The organism is Undibacterium umbellatum (assembly GCF_014284125.1).
GTDB classification, from domain to species: domain Bacteria; phylum Pseudomonadota; class Gammaproteobacteria; order Burkholderiales; family Burkholderiaceae_D; genus Undibacterium; species Undibacterium umbellatum.
Window position 1 is genome coordinate 780,022 of the sequence record NZ_JACOFX010000002.1, and the last position, 18,671, is coordinate 798,692.

The 18,671-nt window shown below is 51.6% G+C and carries 13 protein-coding genes; 12 read left to right on the forward strand and 1 reads right to left on the reverse strand.

Features of this window, described 5'->3' with window-relative positions; genetic code table 11:
- Positions 1 to 47 precede the first annotated feature (47 nt).
- The 12 genes from H8L47_RS07830 (at position 48) to H8L47_RS07885 (ending at position 16,880) form a co-directional block, all read left to right on the forward strand.
- Positions 48 to 2,897, forward strand: coding sequence for an aminotransferase class III-fold pyridoxal phosphate-dependent enzyme (locus H8L47_RS07830; protein ID WP_186952994.1), 2,850 nt, complete (start codon positions 48 to 50; stop codon positions 2,895 to 2,897).
- On the forward strand, positions 2,897 to 5,533 hold the full coding sequence (locus H8L47_RS07835; RefSeq protein WP_186952995.1) for a PEP/pyruvate-binding domain-containing protein: 2,637 nt from the start codon (positions 2,897 to 2,899) through the stop codon (positions 5,531 to 5,533). The genes H8L47_RS07830 and H8L47_RS07835 overlap by 1 nt, the downstream gene beginning before the upstream one ends.
- Complete coding sequence (locus H8L47_RS07840) at positions 5,526 to 6,089, forward strand: CDP-archaeol synthase (protein WP_186952996.1); 564 nt, start codon at positions 5,526 to 5,528, stop codon at positions 6,087 to 6,089. The genes H8L47_RS07835 and H8L47_RS07840 overlap by 8 nt, the downstream gene beginning before the upstream one ends.
- Positions 6,090 to 6,096: 7 nt before the next feature.
- Positions 6,097 to 6,687 (forward strand): CDP-alcohol phosphatidyltransferase family protein, encoded by a 591-nt coding sequence (locus tag H8L47_RS07845; RefSeq protein WP_186952997.1) that lies wholly within the window; start codon positions 6,097 to 6,099, stop codon positions 6,685 to 6,687.
- Positions 6,684 to 7,619, forward strand: a complete 936-nt coding sequence (locus tag H8L47_RS07850) for a phosphatidylserine decarboxylase (RefSeq protein WP_186952998.1) — start codon at positions 6,684 to 6,686, stop codon at positions 7,617 to 7,619. The genes H8L47_RS07845 and H8L47_RS07850 overlap by 4 nt, the downstream gene beginning before the upstream one ends.
- Positions 7,609 to 10,329 (forward strand): PEP/pyruvate-binding domain-containing protein, encoded by a 2,721-nt coding sequence (locus H8L47_RS07855; protein WP_186952999.1) that lies wholly within the window; start codon positions 7,609 to 7,611, stop codon positions 10,327 to 10,329. Before H8L47_RS07850 ends, H8L47_RS07855 begins: the two co-directional genes overlap by 11 nt.
- Positions 10,326 to 11,165: a hypothetical protein gene (locus H8L47_RS07860; RefSeq protein WP_186953000.1), complete on the forward strand. Its 840-nt coding sequence runs from the start codon at positions 10,326 to 10,328 to the stop codon at positions 11,163 to 11,165. The genes H8L47_RS07855 and H8L47_RS07860 overlap by 4 nt, the downstream gene beginning before the upstream one ends.
- Positions 11,166 to 11,333: 168 nt before the next feature.
- Positions 11,334 to 12,230, forward strand: a complete 897-nt coding sequence (locus H8L47_RS07865) for a diiron oxygenase (RefSeq protein WP_222616436.1) — start codon at positions 11,334 to 11,336, stop codon at positions 12,228 to 12,230.
- Positions 12,208 to 12,453, forward strand: coding sequence for an acyl carrier protein (locus tag H8L47_RS07870; protein WP_186953001.1), 246 nt, complete (start codon positions 12,208 to 12,210; stop codon positions 12,451 to 12,453). Before H8L47_RS07865 ends, H8L47_RS07870 begins: the two co-directional genes overlap by 23 nt.
- A gap of 49 nt (positions 12,454 to 12,502) precedes the next feature.
- Positions 12,503 to 14,569, forward strand: a complete 2,067-nt coding sequence (locus H8L47_RS07875) for an alpha/beta fold hydrolase (protein ID WP_186953002.1) — start codon at positions 12,503 to 12,505, stop codon at positions 14,567 to 14,569.
- Positions 14,570 to 14,682: 113 nt separating this feature from the next.
- The gene (locus H8L47_RS07880) at positions 14,683 to 16,320 is read left to right on the forward strand and encodes an amino acid adenylation domain-containing protein (RefSeq protein WP_186953003.1); all 1,638 of its coding nucleotides are present in this window, start codon (positions 14,683 to 14,685) and stop codon (positions 16,318 to 16,320) included.
- A gap of 92 nt (positions 16,321 to 16,412) precedes the next feature.
- Positions 16,413 to 16,880 (forward strand): HIT family protein, encoded by a 468-nt coding sequence (locus H8L47_RS07885; RefSeq protein ID WP_186953004.1) that lies wholly within the window; start codon positions 16,413 to 16,415, stop codon positions 16,878 to 16,880.
- A gap of 81 nt (positions 16,881 to 16,961) precedes the next feature.
- Here H8L47_RS07885 and H8L47_RS07890 read toward each other — a convergent pair whose 3' ends face one another.
- Entirely contained in the window at positions 16,962 to 18,644 is a 1,683-nt protein-coding gene (locus tag H8L47_RS07890) for a long-chain-fatty-acid--CoA ligase (RefSeq protein WP_186953005.1), read from the reverse strand.
- Between the last annotated feature and the right edge of the window lie 27 nt (positions 18,645 to 18,671).

Consider the following 18,671-nt stretch of genomic DNA (forward strand, 5'->3'; position numbering starts at 1 on the left):
TTTCTTCCTCTGATTATGCGCAGTACTGCCAGCCCAGATTAAGTGAAATGTTGAACATCGCAGGTCTGGACAAGCATTATTTCAAGGGCGAAGGCAGTCGCCTCTGGTATCACGAAGACGATGGCAATGAAAAAGAAGTCATCGACTTCCTCGGTGGCTACGGGTCCACGCTGCTGGGGCACAATCATCCACAACTGGTGGCACATGCAGTTGCCATGCTACAGGGCGGCATGGTGCATCACGGCCAGTTGGGCATGCGCAAACATGCAGGTGAATTGGGACGGCGGCTGGCGGAACACATGCAAGCCACCACCGGCAGGCCGCATATGGTCTTGCAGGCCAACTCCGGTGCTGAAGCAGTCGAGCTGGCGCTGAAGTTGGCTGAATTTGGCAAGCGCGCCCGCATAGACCGCCTCCAAAAACGTATAGACGGCGATTTGTATGAAGCTGCCAGAGCAGCAAGCGAAGGCCTGAATATGCGGGCTGCTGACTTGAGCACCTTGAACGGCTTATTGGGTGAGGCTGCCAGCACTTTGCCACTTTCTGAGCAATTTGCCTTGCTGGCGGAATTCAATCACAAGGCCGCATCGGCCCGCCCGGTCTTATTGGGCCTGGAGAGAGCATTCCATGGCAAGACTACAGGGGCTTTGCAACTGACGAACAACAGCAGCTACCGGCAACCCTTTGAACGTCTTGGCGCACCTGTTCATTTTCTTGCACCAGGCAAGCTTGATGCGGTGCAGGACGTGATTGCCAGCAGCAGGGTGTATTTGCATACCGTGCAGGAGAACGATGGCGAGCTGATTCTGCAAAGGCAGGAATTTAGTAATGTATCTGCATTTTTTGTGGAACCCATACAAGGAGAGGGCGGTGTCCATCCTCTTGATATCGGTTATCTGCGGGGTTTGCGCGCATGTGCCGATGCCCATGATTTCCCGCTGGTGCTGGATGAAATACAAACCGGCATGGGGCGCACAGGCAGCCTGCTGTATGCAGAGCAAATGGGGATACGCGGCGATATCTGCCTGCTGGGAAAAAGCCTGGGCGGTGCACTGGCAAAAATCAGCGCGATACTGGTGGATCAAGAGTGGTATGAACCAGAATTTGGCCTCTTGCACAGTTCCACTTTTGCTGAGGATGATTATTCTTCCAGCCTGGCTTGCCGGGTACTGGATGTGATTGAGCAAGAAGGCCTGCTCGAGCAATGTGCCAGCAAGGGACGCAAACTGGCAGAAGCGCTGAATGGTTTGCAAAAGGCTTACCCTGAAGTCATACGTGAAGTGCGTGGAGCAGGTCTCTTGCTAGGGTTGGAGTTCATGCCACGTGAGCATGGCAGCACGACCTTGCGCGATATCTTCATGGAAGGGCGACTCGGCTATGTGATAGCCGGGTATCTGTTGAACAAGCATGGCATACGGGTGGCACCTACCTTGTCCAGTCCGGCTACCATCAGGCTGGAACCTGCGGCGCTGATCACGGATGAAGAATGCCAGAAACTGATGGCAGCACTGACCCATGTCTGTGAAATCCTGCGCCGGCAAAATGCCTATGAGATGAGTAATTACATCATCGGTAACCGGCATGTGCCTGCTCTGGATGAGATGGATGATTACCGCGCCATGTTCCCACACGCCACAAGCGCACCAGATGTAGATGCACAAGCAGGTGCAGAAGTAAATGTGCAAAAGAAGGTGGCTTTTCTCGGCCACTTATCCATCATTTCCAATTTACGTCACTGGGACCCTTCGCTGGTCAACTTCAGCGATGCAGAAGCATCTGCCTGGTTGCGCAAACTCAGTCCCATGGTGGGGCCACTGGTGCATAAGTCAGAAGTCATCGAGTCCATCACTGGTGAACGCGTGCTGCTGGAATTCATCACGCTTTATTTTGATTCAGAAATGATTGTCGAACAAGTCAAGGCGGGCAAGCAACATGAAATACGGGATTGTGTGCAAAGGGCAGTTGACTATGCCGTCGAACGCGGCTGCGAAGCCATAGGTTTTGGTGGCTATAGTTCTGTCGTGACAGGCAACTGCAAGCGTGTCCAGTTGCGCCAGGATGTGGCGCTGACCAGTGGCAATTCGCTGACCGTGGCCATGGGCATACAAGCCTTGCTGGATACCGCTGCCGAACAAGGTATTGAACTGGAACAAAGCTGTTTCGCTGCGGTGGGTGCGGCTGGCAATATCGCCAGCATTTATTCCGAGCTTATGGCCAGCCACGTGCCACGCTTGCTGCTGATAGGTACGACAGCTTCTGTCAAGCGCATGCAGCAGCTCGCAAAAAATATTTACGATGAAGCGTTTGAAGACTTGCTGGTGAAACTGGGTACTGGAGAAAAGTTAAACGGTGTGCCACAAGCCCTGGCAGCGTTTGTCTGCGTCAAAAAACTGTTGGCCATGCCTGCTGCTGCGCGTCCTGGCGATATTGGTGCTTATCTGTATCAGGCTTTGCAGGAAGAAACGACCCATGCCCCTATACGTATCAGTGAAAACCTGGACGATCTGACAGAAGCCAACCTGATACTCAGCGCCAGCACCACACCTGCTGCCCTGATTTATCCGCAGCACATAGCGGAGGGGCCGGTAGTTATTTGTGATATTGCCGTGCCGCTGGATGTGGATGCCTCGGTGCGTGAGCAATGCAGCAATGTCGTGGTGATACAGGGCGGCATGGTCAGGCTGCCGCTGGATTCTGCCTACACCATACCCGGCATACCACTGGAACCGGGTCTGGCTTTTGCCTGCAATGCAGAAACCATCATCATGGGTTTTGCCAATCTGAAATCCCACTATAGCTATGGCAAGATCACCAAGGACCAGGTGCAAGAGATATCCCGGCTCGCCAAATTGCATGGATTGACTTTGGCGCGCCCGCGCCTGGAAGCGAGTTACTGATGTCTCAAATGAAAAACCTCTATACCTTCTCTGAACTGCAGGAGCAGGAAGATGCGCTGGCCATCGTTGGCAGCAAGGCAGCTTCGCTGCTGGCTTTGTTGAAAATAGGTGTGCAAGTACCAGATGGCCTGGTACTGAGCACTCAGGCTTTTCGGGATTTCATTCTACATAACCAGCTCTCAGCAATGCAGGAATCAGTGCTGGAACAGTTGCGCACACCGGATGCGGCTGGTGTCAATGATGCCGTCACTACTTTCCGGCAATGCCTGCTGACAGGCAGCATGCCGCCTGATATCAGCCTTGCCTTGCGCCAGTTGAGTGAGACTCAGCAAGACGCGGCCTGGGCTGTGCGCAGCAGTTGCACGCAAGAAGATCTGGCAGGTGCTTCTTTTGCCGGTATCTATGAAACAGTATTGAATGTGCGCGGTGAACTGGCCTTGCAGGATGCCATCAGGCAGTGCTGGGCTTCGCTGTTTGGCGACAGTGTGGTGCGCTACTGCGCGCATAACCGCATTGCACTTGAACAGGGGAGCATGGCCGTCATACTCCAGCGCATGGTGATAGCCGATGCCAGCGGCGTGGCATTCTCTGTCAATCCGCAAAGCGGGCATGATACCGAGATGGTGATTGAAGCCTGCTTTGGTCTGGGCGAGGCCCTGGTGGCCGGGCAGATGACGCCTGACCAGTACCGCTATGACTGGTATCGCGAGCAATTGACAGGCAGGGATATCCATCACAAGGCCCTGCGCATCCTTGCGCAGGCGGATGGCAGCAATGAAACCGAGATGCTGGATGATCAGCAAGCTTCGCGTCCTGTCCTCGATGAAGCACAGGTATTGTCACTGGCACAGGAATGCTTGCGCATACAAAAATCCTATGGCTTTCCGGTAGACATAGAATGGACCATGCAGGACGGCCAGTTTTACTTCGTGCAAGCCAGGCCGATTACCGCCATTCACTATGCTGGCGTTAATATGGAGTGGAGTAATGCCGACTTCAAGGATGGCGGTGTCTCTTCTTCCGTATGTTCGACCTATATGTGGTCGCTCTACGACTATATCTGGGAAGCGATTTGTCCAAACTACACCAGCAGTATACGGATCCATCCTGAATTCAAGGTAGATGCCTGGGGGCGCATGTTCTTTGCCCGCCCTTACTGGAACCTGAGCGCCATCAAGGCCGGGGTGAAAACCCTGCCTGGTTTCGTCGAGCGTGAGTTCGATGAAAGCGTGGGCGTCAAGGTCAACTATGAAGGTAATGGCCATGTAACGCCCATGACGGCAAAGATACTGGCGCGTGGCGTGAATGTGCTGATCCGGCTGAAATGGATCATCTGGCGCAGCAAGTCACGCCTCGCTGGCTTCAAGCAGGAACAAATGGCCAGGCTGGAAGCCTTGCCAGAGGTACTGGCAAATTTGTCGGATAAAGACTTGCCTGCTTTCTATACCCGCTTTGTCAACGAAGAGTATTACCGCAGCGAGTACACGTATTTCCATCACATTTTCAGTACCAATAATGTGATGACCCTGTTCCGTGATGATTTCAAGAAATTGAAATCCAGCTACACGGTACTGGATTTTATTTCTGGCCTGGCTGGCTTGTCCCACCTGCACCTGAATATAGATTTATGGGATTGCGCGCAAGACTTGCGCAAGAATGAGATTGCAGCAGCCTACTGGACGGATACACCCATGGCGCAACTCATCGCTGACTGGAAGCAGGGTTCACCATTCATGGGTATGGACAAGGTGGCCGCTGTGGTGGAACGCCACAAGTATCGCTCCACCCGCGAACTTGATATCACCGTAGAGCGCTTCGGTGAAAACCCGCAATTCATTTTCGAGAACCTCAAGCAATGCCTGGCGCTGGGGGCGGGTAGCAACCCACATGAAGGTGTGCATGAACAGGCAGAAAAGCATGCAGAAAAAATGCGGCAATTCGCTGCCAGCCTGCCTTTCCACAAACGTGCTGGCATGCTGAAGAAGATAGAAGAATTGCGCTACTACCTGTGGTGGCGTGAAGAATTACGTGACCTGTCAACGGCTTATTATTACTGGGTAAGGCAACTTACATTGCGAGTGGGCAAGCACTTGCAGAGTGCAGGCATACTCGACCAGGTCGAGGATATTTTCCATCTCAGTAAAGATGAAGTCGTTGCCGTACTGGATGGCAGTCTGGATGCGACCAGTGCCAGCCAGAGTTGGCGCAAGAACCGTGATTATTACCAGTCTTTCCGTCACTTCACACCGCCCGACGAGATAGGGGCAGGTTTCTTGCAAACGGCAGAATTGTCGGATGCCAGCGTAGCAGCCACCAGTTTCAAAGGGATACCTTGTAGCCAGGGCATAGTCGAAGGCAGGGTCAAGGTAATAGCCAACATCCAGGACGCAGAAAGACTGGAGAAGGGCGATATTCTTATCACCCGTTTTACCGATCCCGGCTGGACCGCAAAATTCCCCTTGCTGGCGGCAGTGGCCACGGAGACTGGCGGATTGCTGTCCCACGCTGCAGTGATTTCACGTGAATATGGCATACCAGCCGTGCTGGCTGTCAAAAACCTGACAGGCTTGCTGGTGGATGGCCAATTGGTGCGCATAGATGGCGGGCGTGGCCTGGTTGAGGTCATCCATGAATGAGGTGGCATTGTGGACGCAGGTGATTGCACCTGTGCTGCTGGGTGGTGTCAGCAATATGGTGTTTGTCAAATCAAAATGGCTCGATAGCTGGAAACATCCCATGGATGCGGGCCGCCTTGCCAGAGATGGCCGCCGCCTGTTTGGCGCCAACAAAACCTGGAAGGGTTTTTGGGGCATGGTGATAGGCACTGCCTGCTGGTCCATCCTGATTTTCTTGCTCCTCAATTTGGCGGGAGCTATCAGCCTTGAAGGCTTGTTCAGAGCCGCACTGATAGGTGCCCTGCTGGGCCTGGCCTATGTGCTGGCAGAGCTGCCTAACAGCTATGTCAAGCGTCGACTGGACATCGCACCCGGCCAGAATAGCCGCGGCTGGAAGGGCAGGTTATTCATCGTCATTGACCAGATTGATTCTGTCCTTGGCTGTTTATTGCTGGCGATGCTGTTGATGCCCTTGCAATGGATAGATGCCGTCAAGATCGTCATTATCTGCGGTGGTTTGCATCTGATGGTGAACTGGCTGCTGTTCCAGTTGAAATTGAAAAATCAAAAATTCTGAATGCACCATGCTGATACTCGCTTATCTTAATCTTCCCAATCTCATTACGCTGGCAGGCATGCTGTGCGGCCTGTCTAGCATGATACTGTCATTGCATGCTTATCCTGGGTTTGCGCTACTGGCGCTGGGGTGTGCAGGCATTTGCGATTTGCTGGATGGCCATGTGGCACGCCGCATGTCAGCCCATGGCAAGCGTAGTGATGCACAAAGCCAGTTTGGCCAGACGCTTGACAGCCTGGTTGATGTCATCAATTTTGGCATGGCACCCATGGTTTTCATCTATGCCTTACAGCCATCACCATCTGTCAGCTTTTATTTGTGTGCAGGATTTTATGTGGCCTGCGCCGTATTGCGGCTTGCTTATTTTACTGTGCATGGTTTGCTGGAAGACAGCCGCGGCAAGTATTACAGTGGCTTGCCCGTGACATATGCTGCCTTGCTTTTGCCTGTGACCATGCTGCCGGGTTTGCTGTCTTGGCCTCTGTCGTGGTTATTGTGGCTGTTGCATGTGTGGCCGCTGCTGATTGGCAGCCTGTTCATTTCACGTCTGCGCTTTCGCAAACCGGGTAGTGCCAGAACTGTGAGCGCCGGTGCATGAGTGCTGTTTCTGAAATCACGCTGTATGACAGGAAGCAGGCACGCCTGGTCAGCGAGCAAGTGTTTGAAAAAAGCTTCATGCAGTTTTTTTACGGTCACCCTCTTGGCCTGGCGCTGGCGGATATCTTCATCAAGAGAGCCTGGTTTTCAAGACTGTATGGCTGGTTGAAGTCGCGCAAGTCTTCTGCCAGTCAAATCCAGGCATTTGTCGAGCAGTACGACATCAATGTTGCCGAGGTCGAACTGCCCTTGCATGCCTATCCCTGTTTCAGCGCTTTTTTCACGCGTAAGCTGAAAGCGGGTTCCCGTCCTGTACCCGATGATCAGCGTATCCTGTTTTCTCCAGCTGATGCCCGTCTGTCGGTGTGGAAGATACAAGCCGACCAAGTCTTGCCAGTCAAGGGGCGGCATTTCAGCCTGGTGCAACTGCTGCGCGATGAGGCACTGGCAGTTGGATATCGCGATGGCGATTGCCTGGTATTCAGGCTGGCCCCGGCTGATTATCACCGCTACATCCATATCGACCATGGCAGGCAGGGGCCGGTCAGGCGCATCAATGGTTACCTGCATTCCGTCAGCCCGCTGGCCTTGCAAAACATGCTGGCAGTGTTCACTGAAAACCAGCGCGAATTTTGCAATATACAAACCCGCAACTTTGGCGAGGTCATACAAGTTGATGTGGGTGCCCTGGTCGTTGGCCGCATCAACCAGCACAAGGCTGGCGGTGGCCTGGTCGAACGCGGCGAAGAAAAAGGCTATTTCGATTTTGGTGGCTCTACCATCATTTTACTTTTCAAGGCAGGGGTAATCAGCATCGATGCCGATATCCGGCAGCACAGCGCCCAGGGTATAGAAACCCTGGTCAAGCAAGGGGAAGGCATCGCTTACTCTTTGCTCCCGCCATCCAGTATCCAGGAAATACATGCAAACTGAAATTATCTCATCGTCTTCGACGCAGACGGATGCCAGTGTCACTCAATTGGGTGGCAAGGGTAAAAATTTATTGACTTTGAGCCGCACGGGTTTCCAGGTTCCTTATTTCATTGTATTGCCAGTTGCCTTCTTTGAAGAATTGATGGGTACTGATTTGCCCGTGCTTGACAGGCTTTGCCTCACCGCGTCCAATAGTGTTGGAGCAGAACGTGACGCCGCCATGGCAGCAGCACGCCAACTGATATTGGACAAGAAACTCGATACCATCACCGAGCAAGAAATCTTGCGGTTGCTGGTGGGGCAGGGTGAGTATTTTGCTGTGCGCTCATCAGCAGTTGATGAAGATGCTAGCACCCATTCTTTTGCCGGTCAGCTAGACAGTTTCTTGTTCGTCCCTGCTGATGAAATTATCTTCAGCAAGATATTGGCATGTTATGCCTCGGCCTATAATGACCGCAGCTTTGCCTATCGATCTGAGCATGCCTTGACGCGTGATTGCATAAGGCCTGCCGTGGTCGTGCAGACCATGGTGTTTGCCGACGTATCCGGTCTGGTGTTTACCGGCAACCCCATGAATTGCAACCCAGATGAAATGGTCATCAGCGCCAGCTTTGGTGCTGGTGAAGGCGTGGTTTCTGGCGAGATGGATTGCGATACCTGGTATATCGATGAGTCTGGAATAGTAGCAAGGAAGGTCATCGTCGAAAAAGCAGCAGGCTTGTTCTTTGATGAAGAGCAAGGCCATGGCCTGAAACGTAAAAGCGTGGATGCCACAACTGCACTCAGTGAATGCCTGACAGAAGCACAAGTACAGCAACTGGCGCAGGTCGCTCACAACATAGAACTGGCTTACGGTGGCATACCCCAAGACATAGAGTGGGGATATATAAAAGATCAGTTGTACATACTGCAGGCCAGGCCAGTTTCCAATCTCTCGCATATCTGCAAGTTATCGCCTAGAACCATACTGGACAATTCCAATATTGTAGAAAGTTTTTCTGGCGTAACTTCACCACTGACGTTTTCTTTTGCCAGCAGGGTATATGAGAAAGTCTATGAACAATTCTATGGCATGTTTGGCGTGCCTGCATCAGAAATACAAAGCCTGAAGCCGGTTTTTCGCAATATGCTCGCCTATTATCAAGGGCATGTTTACTACAACTTGAATAGCTGGTACCGCAGCCTGTCATTGCTGCCATTTTTTGATACCAATAAAGAGAATTTCGATGCTTCCATCGGTGTGCAGGCGAGGTCAAGTACGACGGGGCTTGGTCATTCCGTTCAGCGCGGTCGCCTGGTTTCTGGCTGGCGTGCCCTGACTGCGGGTGTGCGCATGACTTATTTCTATCTGCGTCGTCACAGCATATGCCGCCGCTTTGCCCGTGATTTTGATGTATTCATGCAACCCTATATGCATCTGGATATGTCAGGTTTGAACAATGTCGAATTACTGGCCACCTATGACAGGGTGGAACAGCGTCTCCTGAACGACTGGCGCGCGCCCATCATCAATGATTTTTTTGCCGAGACCTTCCATGGCTTGTTACGCCTCTTCCTGAAACGCTACGTCTGCAAGGATGAGCAAAAAGTGTCGTTACTGCACAATGACCTGCTGTGCGGTCAGGGTGGTATGGCCAGCGTTGCTCCCACCAATATGCTAATGGACATCGCAGCCTGGATCAGGCAGGTGCCGGATCTGACTTTTGCCATGCGCAACTATGGCGTGCGTGAATTGCAGCAAATGATAGAGGCAGCTCATGGGCCAGACTGGCAAGCGCTGAAGCAGCGCATGGATGCCTATCGCCATGAATTTGGATTTCGCTGCATCAATGAATTGAAGCTGGAAGAAATCAGTATCAAGGATGACCCTGCCTTTATCATACAGGCGCTTAAAAATTACCTCATGCCCGATGATGCCATTCGCCAAGATGCCGATGGTGAACACACCCAGGTTGCAAAAACTGCTGAGCAAAAGGTAATGCAAGGCTGTGGCAATAATATTTTTTTACGCTTGCTAGCTTCGTGGCTGATAAAAAATGCCCGCCTTTGCGTGAAAGAAAGGGAAGATCTGCGCTTCTACAGGACCAAGGTGTTTGGTTTTGTCCGTTACCTGACAAGGGCGATGGGTGCCAACTTTGTCAGGAATGGCCAGTTGCTGAAGGTGGAGGATATCTATCTGCTGAGCATAGACGAGGTATTTGGCCTGATAGAACAGCGCGCTGTCAGTCAGGATGTGGCAAGCGGGATTATTCCCTTAAGACAGCGTGAGCAAGCCGTATTTCACTTGCTGGATGAAGTGCCACCCCGCTTGCATTTCTACGGTGAACTGCGGCCAGAACGCATGGTGGTAGTCAGTGCCGATGACAGCGTCTCCGCAGGCTTGATTGATGATGTCGCGGGGCGTTACCAGGGCATACCTTGCAGCTCTGGCCTGGTACAAGGCCGGGTCAAGGTGGTTCACGATACCAGCGATGTGCAGTTGAATGGAGAAATCCTGGTGACACGCCGCACTGATCCGGGGTGGGTGCCATTCTTCCCCTGCATATCGGGTTTGATTGTCGAGCGCGGCAGTGTGCTTTCACATTCAGCCGTGGTGGCACGTGAAATGGGCATCCCAGCCGTGGTGGGTTTGCGTGGCATCAGTGCCTTGCTGAAAGATGGCGACGAGGTGCAACTGGATGGGGCTGCTGGCCTGGTGTGCCGCAGGTGAAAACTGCATTGCGCTGGCTGTCCTGGGGCCGGCAGGCATTTTCATGGCAGGACTGGTTGTTGTTTTCTAGTGTTTTTCTGGCAACAATCGCATTGTCTGCGCAATCACTTACTACCTGGCTGGCCATCGCGAGCTGGAGTGTGGCGCTGAGTTTTTTTTTGCTGTTGAAACTGCTCGACGAGCTACTGGATTTTGACGTGGACCAGCGGGCCGGGCGGGATTCATGCCTGCTGCGCGGGGAGGTCAGTCAGTATGAATTATGGCTACTGGTATTATTGATCTTGGCAGGGCAATTATACTATTTGCTTTCCTTGCGGCGCAGTCAGGCACTGGTTGCATGGTCGGTCTTGACGGTCAGCGCTGTCCTGCTGGCACATCCCCGGCTGGCTGGCAGGCCGGTACTATATTCCTTTTTGCATTATTTGTTACTGCCAGGTTTTGCTGCCTGGCAATTCTCTCTCAACACCGCCTGGGTTGACTTCCAGGCTCAGCATGCTTTGCTCATGCTGATGTTGTATGCCGGTGCCTTGCAATATGAGCTGAGTCGCAAACTTGATCTGCGTAGCGGTTATGCGGGTGTCTTGTCGCTGCTCCAGGCTTGCCTGGGCATAGGGTTCATGAACTTGCTGGCCTGCATGAGTTGTGCTATTTTGATAATGATTTCTGGTAGCAAGTTGCTGTCAACGGAAATAATAATGTGTGTCTTTTTTGCCACTATCTATGCACTGGTCTGCTTGCTCATCAAGCCTGTGCCATCCACAAGAATTCTGCTGAGAAATATCAGCGGATTCTCTCTCCTGTGTCTCAATCTGGTTATTTTTGCATCCTTGTCTTGAAGTTTTTTGGGCACTTGCGATCAAGTTCTGTGCCAGAAACTTAGATGAAAAATTCTATCGATTTTGATGGACGTCAATGTTGGACTTTTATTAATGTGGTTAAAGCGATATCTCAAAATGGCAATATAAAAATTAACTGATTAATAAAAGTGTTGGAGACAGGAAACGATGAGCATTACACAGACCATGTACACCGACAGGATAGCCAGGCTGGTTCAGCTATCCCGTGAGCGGCACGTATTCAGCTTCACCCGTTTTGACTGGGTTGATGACATCAGCGAAGCCGACTGGTGGGTAAGCCCAGAATTATTGACGACTTATGGCACGCCTTATTATGAGCAGGCGACTGAAGCGCAACGCAAGTTGCTCAGCAAATGGGAGTGCATCAATCTCTTTAGCCTGAATGTGACGGGTGAGCAAGAGTTGATCGCAGGCGTGGCAGAACTCTTACACACCCCCATGCTGAAAGAAGCGAATGACTACCTGCATCATTTCATTGACGAGGAAAACCAGCACATGTGGTATTTCGCGAAATTCTGTGAAAACTATGCAGGCAAGATTTACGGCAATAAAAAAATACAGCTCACTGAATTGAATCTGGATCCACGTCTTTCCGTGCTGGTACGTTTTGCCCAGATATTCATCTTTGAAGAAGTCGGTCATTACTACAATCTGAAGATCGCACTGGATGACAGGGTCCACCCCTTCATACGTGAAATCAATGAATCGCACCGCAATGACGAGTCGCGCCACATCACTTTTGGCCGTATCTTGCTGGCCAGGCTGGCCGATGGCATTGCTGAGGACTACGCGCCTGAAGTATTGCAAAAAGTTTCCAATCACTTACGCAAGTATGTGCAAGTCACGATCGAGTCTTTATACAACCCAACCATGTATCGCGATGCCGGTTTTGCCAGTGGCATTGCAGTGCGCAGCGCATTGCTGAGCCATCCAGTGCGGCAAGAATTTCATGCCCGTGAATTGCTCAAGAAAGTCCTGGCTTTGCTGGGAGATACCAATTTAATCGAGAAGGAGACAAGTTTTGAACCAGATTATCAATCTTGACAAGATCAATGAAGTCAGACAGTGGCTGTTGTCGAAGAAAAAGTATCTATCCGATATTCCATTCGACCTTGATTTGATAGAAAACGATGTAGTCGATTCCCTCAGCTTTGTGGAATATGTACTCGTCATAGAAGAAATCAGTGGCAAGGAAGTCGTCGTCGACGACACCGTGCTCGACAAAGTCAGAACGCTGGACAGGGTACAACTGCATTACATGGAATAACACCGGTAATGACACATTTACCTGCACAATAATTACAAGGACAAACAAGATGGAACACCAATTAACTGATTATCGCTACGGTGACTTGCTGGAACTGACGAACCGCCACCGCAATACGACAAAAAATATTATCCTGACCGGCGCTACTGGTTTCCTCGGTAGTAATTTCCTGTTCTGGCGTTTGCGCCAGAGTGGCAAGATCTATGTCCTGGTCAGGGGCGAATCCCAGGAACACGCGAGACAGCGTGTGTATGATGCACTTGCAGTCTGTGCCTCGGCCTACAACCAGCCCATTCCCAAGGCCGACATAGACAGTAAGCTGGAATACATACTGGGCGACATGACAGAGACTATGTGTGCAATCAGCAAGGCTGACCTGGAAAAACTCGCGGCTGGCAACATCTCCGAGTTCTGGCATTGCGCTGCCAGTCTGAAATTTGAAGACCGCCACAAAGAAGAAATTTATCATCACAATATCAATGGCACCCAGAATGTGATGGACCTAGCGCGCCGCGTCAATTGCCAGCATTATTTGCATATCTCTACTGCCTATACCTCCGGCCGTATGGCGGGAGAAATACCGGAAAGCCTGCATCCTGTCGATATCGCCTATAACAATTTTTACGAAAGCAGTAAAAATGAAGGTGAGCACGAAGTCGCCAGATTCTGTGATGCCAATGGGCTGGATTACCGCATCCTGCGTCCCGCCATCATCATGGGGCCGCTGGCTTCGCGCCGCAGTGGCGGTACACGTTTTGGCATCTATGGCTTGACGCAGGAAATGTACCGCCTGCGTGAAACGCTGAGCAAGTTGCAGACACCATTACGCCTGATCGGTGACCTGGCGGCGGCGGGTAATCTGGTGCCGGTGGATCAATGCGTGTTCGATATGATCTATCTCAGCAATATCGGCTTTGGCGATCAAAAGGTGTATCACCTGACCAATTCCAGTGACTTGAACGTCAAGACCATGCTGGAAAAAATCGATGTGGCATTGGGCATGAAGAGCATCAACTTCGTCCCTGAACGTGATACGCCGGCAACGGCGATAGAAGAATTGTTTGACAAGCGCACGGTGTTTTATGGCGGCTACTATCGCACCATCAAGAATTTTGCCCGCAGCCTGCCCAAACATGCAGGCTTGAGCTGGGCCGATTATGGTACTTATCTGACTGCCTTCATCAAGGAACTGGATGAACAGCAAAGTGGTACCACCTTTAACCGCGTGCAGGTGACGGCACCAGATGGCATAGAGCTGTGCGTGCTGACCCTGGGGGATAACAGCAAGCCACCACTGGTGTTGGCGAATGCCTATGGCATGCCGTCTGACTTCATGTTCCCGCTGGCCAAACGCCTGTCTGACCAGTTCCAGGTCATTACCTGGGAGAGCCGCTGGGTGCCTGCAATCACGCATGAATTTGACCTGGAAAAATGCCATTCCCTGACCCATGCCAGGGATATGATTTCGATACTTGACCATTTTGGCATTGCCAAAAGCGCGGTCGCTGGCTGGAGTAGTGGTGCCCAGGTGTGCCTGCGTACCATGGCAGAATTTCCTGATCGTATTTCATCGGCAGTGCTGCTCAATGGCGGCGTTTCATTGCCTGCATCGAATGAAATCAAGATCACGGAATTTGAAAAAAATATCCGTACGCTTTTCCCGAAAATCGCAGCCAATTATCGCTTTGCGCAAAAGTACTGTGACCTGATTTATGGCGCACATGCGACTTCGGACGATGGTGAAGACAGGAAAATGATTTCCACCATTTTGACCAGTACCGACCCCTTCCTGTTGTATATGACCAGTGTCCCTTTCCGTACGCCGGAATCCCTGTTCAGGTATGCCAACATGATGAACGGCTTGTTCAATGAGCGTGCCGATGCATGGACTGCTGATGTGCCGCATCCTGTGCTGGTACATGTAGGCGGCAATGATCTGGTGACACATGCTGATGTAGGCCGCTTCCTGGTGGCGGGGCTGGAAAATGGCGTGTTGTCCTTCGATGAAAATGGCGATCACTTCTCTCATTTCTATGATGAAGACCTGGCAACGATGATCAAGCAATTTGTTACTCAGCATCAGGATCAGACCCAGGATGCGCTGAGCATGACCTGATGCCTGATTTGAACTGAAGCAATGCCCTCTGGCCAAGTTGGCTGAGGGCACTGTTCAATTGACTTATCGTTTTTCGATCATGACCGCTGCGGCGGTCAGGGAGAGGTATTGCCATGAAAAAAACAGCAAATTTATTGATTTCAGGCTTTCTCAATGCCGCCAGAAATTACCCCAATAGCAATGCTTTGTGGGTGGACGAACAAGTCTATACCTATGCCGAACTGTTGCTGCGGGTAGCCAGAATCTCGCGTACCCTGGACAGGGAAATCAAGCATGCACATCAACAACGTTGTGCAGTGCTGGTTGACCGCAGCATTACTGCCTATGCTTCGGTGTTGGGCAGTTTGCTGGCGGGGATGAGTTACGTGCCCTTGAATGCGAAGTTCCCGGCACAACGCAATTTACGTATGCTGGAACTGTCATCATCCACGTCCATCGTGGTTGATGAACGTTCCTTGGATGCCGCCAAAGAGATATTGCAGGCCTATCCCGATCCATTGATGGTGCTGATGCCCGAGACCGATAGCCTGCCCACCTGGGCCGCCAGCGCCAGCCAACATACTTACATCCTGAAGCGCCAGATGGCAGAAGCCGATACAGCCAACCTTGCCCTGCCACAGAAAGTCAATCCTGTCGCCTATGTGCTCTTCACTTCGGGCAGCACGGGTTTGCCCAAGGGTGTGGCCGTCACCAATGACAATGCCAGTACCTATGTCGCCAATATCATTGAGCGTTATCAGCCAGGCCCAGGTGACCGCTTTACCCAGTTCTTTGATTTTACTTTTGACTTGTCAGTGCACGACATCTTTGTCAGCCTGAGTTCCGGAGCGTGTCTGTACAGTGTGCCTGGGCGTGTCATGATGATGCCATTGAAGTTTGTCCAGCAACATGAGCTGACACACTGGTTTTCCGTGCCTTCACTGGCGGCTTGCCTGAAACGCTATAACGCGCTGCGCCCTGACATTTTGCCCAGCCTCAAATACAGCCTGTTTTGCGGCGAAGCCTTGCCCACCAGCCTGGCGCAAGACTGGCAACCGGCTGCACCCAATTCCATCATAGAGAACTTGTATGGACCGACCGAAGCGACGATTGCCTTTACCGTTTATCCTTATCAGGCAGATGACCCGCGCATTGCGGCCTTGCCTGTAGTGCCCATAGGCTGGCCTTTGCCGGGGCAGGAAGTCGTGATACTGGACGAACATTTTTCACCCGTAGCCGAAGGTGAGACTGGCGAGTTGTACCTGGGTGGATCTCAACTGGCCCAGGGCTATTGGGAAAACACCGAACTGACACGCCAGCGTTTCCTGAGCATGCACTTCGAGGGCAAACAGGCGAGTCGCTGGTATCGTACCGGTGACCTGGCCAGCTTTGATGCACAAGCAGGTTTATTGTACGGAGGTCGTATCGATAATCAGGTAAAAATACGTGGCTATCGTGTCGAGGTACAAGAAGTGGAGGCGGTAATCCGGCGACTGGGTGGATCTGACCTGGTAGCCGTCGTGCCCTGGCCTTTGGCCGCAGATGGCAGTGTGCAAGGCTTGCTTGCGTACGGCTGTGGCTTTACCGTATCATCAATGGACATCCTCAAGGCATGCACTCTGCAATTGCCTGCCTATATGGTTCCACAGGATTTGATAGAGCTGCGCAAGATGCCATTCAATTCAAATGGCAAGATTGATTATCCGGCGCTGCAAAAAATGGCAGGTGATGGTGACAAATTGAAAAGAGAAGCAGTGGTGCAGGGACCATAAGGAGATTTAAGAATGACGAGGCCAGCCCGCCAAACTCTGGCGGGTTTTTTATTGATTCAGCTTTATTGATCCAATTGTATGAGGAAGAATTGATGGCAAGCACACACAGATGCATTTTTTGCGACATCCTGAATGGACAGAGTGAAGCTGCAGTGGTTTACCGGGACCAGCATTGCATCGCCATACTTGATGCGTTTCCATTGACGCGAGGACATCTGCTGGTGATTCCACATCAGCATCAGCAGCATATAGAAGAATTACCGGAAGAAACCGTCGCTTACCTGTTTGCACTGGCGAGCCGCTTTTCATCAGCTTTGCGCCTGGGCGGGGAAAGTGAAGCGACTGCCGTGGTCCTGAACAATGGCAAGGCAGCCAACCAGCATGTGGCACATGTACACTTGCATGTGATACCCCGCAGGCAGGGTGATACCGCGCTGGTGGTATGGCGCTATGTGACGCGCTTTATCAACCCCTGGTCGTATATAGGCCGCAGCAAACGGCTGGGGCTACAGGCCTCGCGCTGGCAGAGTTTGTTACAAAAAGCTGGAACAGCTTCCTGATACAAAAAAACGCCTGACTTGTCAGGCGTTTTTTTGTTTTCTGTTTGCAGGGAAATGCATAGTGCATTCCCTTCAAATTATTTACGCAACTTTTTTCTCGTCACGCAATTCGCGCCGCAAAATCTTGCCCACATTCGATTTCGGCAATTCAGTGCGGAACTCTATATATTTGGGTTTCTTGTAGGAAGTCAGTTGTTCCTTGCAATAAGTCATCAACTGTTCATCCGTCAACTGAGCATCTTTCTTGACGACATACAATTTCACGGCTTCTCCAGAATTGGCATCTGGCACACCTATGCAGGCGCATTCCAGTACGCCAGGATGGCCAGCGACCACGCCTTCAATTTCATTCGGGTAGACATTGAAACCAGACACCAGGATCATGTCTTTCTTGCGATCGACTACGCGGATAAAACCATTGGCTTCCATGATGCCGACGTCACCTGATTTGAAGAAGCCATCGGCTGTCATTACCTTCTCGGTTTCATCGGGGCGGTTCCAATAACCCACCATGGTTTGCGGGCCGCGTATGGCAATTTCACCTGGCTCTCCCAATGGCACACGGTTGCCTGCATCATCGAGGATGGCAATTTCTGTCGAGGGCAGGGGCAAGCCTATGGTGCCACTGAATGTGACTGAGTCAGTCGGGTTGCAAGTGGCGACTGGAGATGTCTCGGACAGGCCATAGCCTTCGACGATGGGGCAGCCAGTCACAGCTTGCCAACGTTCTGCCACTGATTTTTGGACGGCTGTGCCACCGCCATTGCAGGCTTTCAATAAAGAGAAATCCAGTTTGGCAAAATCCGGATTATTCAACAAGCCGTTATACAGGGTGTTGACGGCAGGCAGCATGCTGATCTGGTGACTGGACAAGGTTTTCACCAGGCCAGGAATATCGCGAGGATTGGGAATCAGGATATTCAATCCACCCAGGCGCGTACCCATCAGGCAGCAACTGGTCAGCGCAAAGATATGGTACAGAGGCAAGGCACAGACGATGGTCATGGACTCTACTTTGGGTGCCTTGCTAAGTGCAGGTTGTGCCCAGGCTTCATTTTGCAAGACATTCGCGGTGACATTACGATGCGACAAGGTGGCACCCTTGGAGACACCAGTAGTACCGCCGGTATATTGCAGGAAAGCGATATCATCGTGCGTGATGGTGACAGGCTTGAGTTGCAAGGCTGCACCATCTGCCAGCACTTTCTTGAAGCTGATGGCAGTTGGCAGAGAAAATTCCGGCACCATTTTTTTGATATGGCGTACCGCAAAATTAACGACCATGCCTTTGAGGCCACCCATCAAATCACCCATGCTGGTGACGACCACATGCTTGATTTTTGTTTTACTTAGTACCTGTTGCAAAGTCGTGGCAAAATTTTCCAGGATAATGATGGCTTCAGAACCTGAGTCATTCAACTGATGCTCAAGCTCACGCGGCGTGTATAAAGGGTTGACGTTGACGGCGGTGTAGCCTGCACGCAAGACTGCGGCGATGACGACAGGGTATTGCAAGACATTTGGCATCATGATGGCTACCCGCGCACCTTTTTCCAGCCCCTTGTTTTGCAGCCAGGCGGCAAACTTCTTCGACAGATCATCCACCTCACCATAGGTCAGATATTTGTCCATGCAAACATAGGCCTTGCGCTGCGCATATTTCTGGAAAGACTCTTCCAGCATATGCACCAGCGAAGTGTATTGTTGATAGTTGATTTCTGCGGGTACGCCCTTGGGGTAGGATTGCAGCCAAAATTTATCCATGTTTTTACCTCTTGTCTCTGGTTGTTA

Bases quoted from the DNA above. Each gene is read 5' to 3' on its own strand.
- H8L47_RS07865 (WP_222616436.1), top strand. From the start codon at position 11,334: ATGAGCATTACACAGACCATGTACACCGACAGGATAGCCAGGCTGGTT.
- H8L47_RS07850 (WP_186952998.1), top strand. From the start codon at position 6,684: ATGAGTGCTGTTTCTGAAATCACGCTGTATGACAGGAAGCAGGCACGC.
- H8L47_RS07840 (WP_186952996.1), top strand. From the start codon at position 5,526: ATGAATGAGGTGGCATTGTGGACGCAGGTGATTGCACCTGTGCTGCTG.
- H8L47_RS07845 (WP_186952997.1), top strand. From the start codon at position 6,097: ATGCTGATACTCGCTTATCTTAATCTTCCCAATCTCATTACGCTGGCA.
- H8L47_RS07855 (WP_186952999.1), top strand. From the start codon at position 7,609: ATGCAAACTGAAATTATCTCATCGTCTTCGACGCAGACGGATGCCAGT.
- H8L47_RS07830 (WP_186952994.1), top strand. From the start codon at position 48: ATGTTGAACATCGCAGGTCTGGACAAGCATTATTTCAAGGGCGAAGGC.
- H8L47_RS07890 (WP_186953005.1), bottom strand. From the start codon at position 18,644: ATGGATAAATTTTGGCTGCAATCCTACCCCAAGGGCGTACCCGCAGAA.
- H8L47_RS07880 (WP_186953003.1), top strand. From the start codon at position 14,683: ATGAAAAAAACAGCAAATTTATTGATTTCAGGCTTTCTCAATGCCGCC.
- H8L47_RS07885 (WP_186953004.1), top strand. From the start codon at position 16,413: ATGGCAAGCACACACAGATGCATTTTTTGCGACATCCTGAATGGACAG.
- H8L47_RS07875 (WP_186953002.1), top strand. From the start codon at position 12,503: ATGGAACACCAATTAACTGATTATCGCTACGGTGACTTGCTGGAACTG.
- H8L47_RS07835 (WP_186952995.1), top strand. From the start codon at position 2,897: ATGTCTCAAATGAAAAACCTCTATACCTTCTCTGAACTGCAGGAGCAG.